The 3,298-nt window shown below is 44.4% G+C and carries 5 protein-coding genes and 1 pseudogene; 3 read left to right on the top strand and 3 right to left on the bottom strand.

Annotation, left to right across the window (positions count from 1 at the left end; genetic code table 11):
• The first annotated feature begins 86 nt into the window (after nucleotides 1-86).
• The gene (locus RMO52_RS13070) at nucleotides 87-761 is read left to right on the top strand and encodes a class I SAM-dependent methyltransferase (RefSeq protein WP_310414831.1); all 675 of its coding nucleotides are present in this window, start codon (nucleotides 87-89) and stop codon (nucleotides 759-761) included.
• 226 nt (nucleotides 762-987) lie between these two features.
• Here the strand turns inward: RMO52_RS13070 and RMO52_RS13065 are convergent, their stop codons facing one another.
• The 3 genes from RMO52_RS13065 to RMO52_RS13055 form a co-directional block, all read right to left on the bottom strand.
• A complete protein-coding gene (locus RMO52_RS13065; protein ID WP_310414828.1) occupies nucleotides 988-1,308 on the bottom strand; it encodes a DUF5615 family PIN-like protein in 321 nt (106 codons plus the stop codon).
• 1 nt (nucleotide 1,309) lies between these two features.
• Entirely contained in the window at nucleotides 1,310-1,528 is a 219-nt protein-coding gene (locus RMO52_RS13060) for a DUF433 domain-containing protein (protein ID WP_309744076.1), read from the bottom strand.
• A 194-nt stretch (nucleotides 1,529-1,722) separates the two neighbouring features.
• Nucleotides 1,723-2,295 carry a dihydrofolate reductase family protein gene (locus RMO52_RS13055; protein WP_309744078.1) on the bottom strand — a complete coding sequence of 191 codons (573 nt, stop codon included), beginning with the start codon at nucleotides 2,293-2,295 and terminating at the stop codon, nucleotides 1,723-1,725.
• A 201-nt stretch (nucleotides 2,296-2,496) separates the two neighbouring features.
• Between RMO52_RS13055 and RMO52_RS13050 the strand changes: the two genes are divergently transcribed.
• Both RMO52_RS13050 and RMO52_RS13045 read left to right on the top strand, forming a co-directional pair.
• Nucleotides 2,497-2,928 (top strand): hypothetical protein, encoded by a 432-nt coding sequence (locus tag RMO52_RS13050; RefSeq protein WP_310414824.1) that lies wholly within the window; start codon nucleotides 2,497-2,499, stop codon nucleotides 2,926-2,928.
• Nucleotides 2,925-3,298, top strand: a pseudogene (locus RMO52_RS13045) (hypothetical protein); the annotation flags it as partial. The gene RMO52_RS13050 and the pseudogene RMO52_RS13045, both read left to right, overlap by 4 nt.

The raw sequence follows: 3,298 nt of genomic DNA, 5'->3' as shown, positions 1-3,298 counted from the left end.
AAACTTAGTAAAATCCTGCATAAAACGAACAACACCGTGGACTCGATCGTCAAGGGCCAGGTGAAACTGAATTCTCTCGGCATATTATGAGCCTTCTGCCTACTTTGCCCATCCAGCCGCGAATTGCCGATCTCGGATGTGGCAGCGGTGCTGGTGCATTGCTGCTGGCACAACACTATCAGAGTCCAGTCGTGGCGGTCGATTCATCTGCGGTTTTTATCGACGAATTGACAGCGCGGGCAAAACAGCTCGGTATCGATCGTTTAATCGTGCCGATTCATGGTGATATGGGTAAGCTCGATCGATCGGTGGGTGTGTTTGACTTGCTTTGGTCTGAGGGAGCGATTTACCATCTTGGGTTCGAGCAGGGTCTTAAACTCTGGCGACCGCTAGTTGCTGACAGCGGGATTGCCGTTATATCTGAGCTGAGTTGGTTTATCGATCGTGCGCCAGATCCGGCGATCGCGTATTGGCAAAATGCCTATCCAATGATGGGGACTGAGGCTGAGAATATCGACCGGGCAAATCGGTGTGGCTTTAGCGTACTGGCAACCCATCGGCTACCGAGTCAGGCTTGGTGGGTCAATTACTATGAACCCCTGCGCGAACGGATGCAGCAGATCGAAATTACCCCAATTACTCGTTGGCGGAGCCTGTCTGCAAGACAATCGGTTATTCAAGAAACTGAAGCAGAGATGCGAATGTTTGAACGATTTAGCGACTCCTATGGTTATACGTTCTATGTTCTGCAAGCATTTTAGAAAAAAGCCGTCTAACAATTCGGTACAATTTTAGTTCCAGATAATGTCCCCATTTCAAGTGATATCCAGAAACTTTCTGAATATTATGCTAGTCTGGGATAATACTCGGAAAGTATTAACGACTAATCAAGCTTTGAGCTAATATTTTTCCGTGTAACGCCCCAGTTTTCAGAGAGCTGGCGATCGACAATTCCACTGCTAAATTTGCTCACCATACATTCTTATTTTACGTGCTAACTATCGTAGCTTGCCCTTTAGCAACTTCGCCCAAAATTGCTAAAATCTTTGGTGCTAAAGGCTTGAGATCGGCTAGACGATTGGATAGAGCTTGCAAAACAACTACTGCAATCTCAAACTGTGGCAGATTCTGTTGAAACGACAAGTTGCGATCGACTGTGATAAAAACATCAAACTCTGCTTCTGCAAGAACAAGAAGTTGTCCATCTTTTATACCTGCCCATCCCATTTGAGGAACTGTTTTCACCTCATAGTCAACAAACTCTCTTGCCAGTCGGCGATCGATGCACTCGTCTAACAGAATCTTCATGCTATGCTACCATGCTGACAAGCTGTTTTCCTGCCTCTTCTAAGAAAGCGACGATTTGCTCTCTATTCACAGTTGGGAATCCATCTAGGAAATCGTCGATCGACTCGCCTGCCTTGAGATAGTCTAAAAGTGTCTGAACAGGAACCCTAGTCCCAGCGAAGACTGGAGTACCGCCCATAACGTCAGTAGACGCGCTGATGATTGAAGTGTGATTAAGCATGAGTTCTCGTTCCTATAAGTACTGCTTCCATTATTTTATCAATTCTTCAGGCAAACAGTGCGGTCTAACAATCCGCTTGCACCCGACCGTTTCAAGTCTTTTCGTTATTTGTTCGCAGCGGGTGATGGGCAACGTTAGTCGAAGTAAGCTGCGAAATTGCCACACCACACAACCAAATATTCTTACCCATATTTTTAATGTTTCACCTGATAGTAAAGCAACATAAATCCGTTGTTATAGAACTTGCTCTTGGTGAGTTCCAAAACAGTTTGTTTGAAAATACCTGCAAATAAGGGAATACCCGATCCGAGCAGGAGGGGATTGACTTTTAGAATCAATTCATCAATTTCTGAAAATAGCGTCGTGGCTATGTCGCCACCACCACACAACCAAATATCCTTGCCCTGTTGTTGTTTCAAGTCTCGGACAACTGCCACAGGCTCGGTTGAAATTAGCTCGACATTTCGGTCTAGATTTGCTCTCAGAGTGCGCGAAAAGACATACTGCTGCATCTGTGGATAAGGGTTAGCAATCCCTACGTTTAATCCCACTTCATAAGTCCTGCGTCCCATCAACACCGTATCGAAGCACTTATTCTCACCACTAATGCCAAGTACGTCGCGAAACTGTGCGGGAAAGGTTTCGGGGAATGCTGCAATTAAATCGGTAAAATGCTCTCCTTCCGTCAGAAAACCATCATGCGTACCATCTAGATGGGCGATAAATCGATCTACAGTACAAGCGACGTAATATTTGAGATGACGCATATTAAATCTCCTGTAAAAGATTTGACTACTTTATTGTATCGAAGTTTTTAACTAATGACGATCCGATCTTTTCCGATCGTCAACACCAGACTTTTCCCGATCTTTTCTGGCTGTCAAACTATTTGTGGCAGCTTATTCTAAAAGACATGGAGCAGGTTAACACCTTCATCCTAACCCACAATTAAAACAGGAACGATCGTGATGAATTTCTTCAAATCTTGTCTCAACCTCACATTAATCAGTTTATTAACTTGCACTGGATTGGCTACTCCAGTCTTGGCAACCCCCGATTTCGATAATAGCGTCCGAGATGCAGATGACGAAGGCAATTTGAATAGCCCAGGAGCGCGGACGATTAAAGGTGATGTCACTGCCACCGACGATCTTCAAGATTTCCGACAATTTACGCTTACTGGTCGCGCTAATCTACGCATAACTGGTAATAGTGCGGGCAGAACTGATTTATTATTACTGCGCGGATCGGGTCAAGTAATTGCTAAAAGTTCGGGTTCTTTTTCTCACTCATTTACCCGCAATAATCTAGAGGCAGGAAAATATATCATCCTCGTTCGGAGCGCACAATTTAACGCAAACAGTGTCACATATCAAGTTAATCTCGATGCGCGATCGTGAGCTTGGTAATTGAGAGCCAATTAATCGATCTGATTAGATGCAAAGGAGAAAAGATTATTGATGGCTTTGGTTGTATGGAAACACTCTGGCTGCGACTGGAGGCAGCAGATAGTTTGGTATTTGTCGATTTGCCACTGTATTTACATTTTTGGTGGGTGACTAAAAGAATGTTAACAGGTGGTTTCGATCCACCAGCAGGCTGGCCAGAACATAGTCCGATCTTGAAGAGTTCGATAAATAGTTATCGTGCGTTGTGGTTGTGCGATCGACATTTGACTCCCAAATATCGCGAGTATATCGAACAGGCTAAAAGTATTAAGGATGTCTATCATCTGAGGACTCCACTGCAAATCGAGCAGTTTTTGACATC

This window comes from Chamaesiphon sp. OTE_8_metabat_110 (assembly GCF_031382685.1).
GTDB lineage: Bacteria > Cyanobacteriota > Cyanobacteriia > Cyanobacteriales > Chamaesiphonaceae > Chamaesiphon.
Note: the sequence above shows the minus strand (reverse complement) of the source record. Positions and strands in the feature narration are given on the sequence as shown.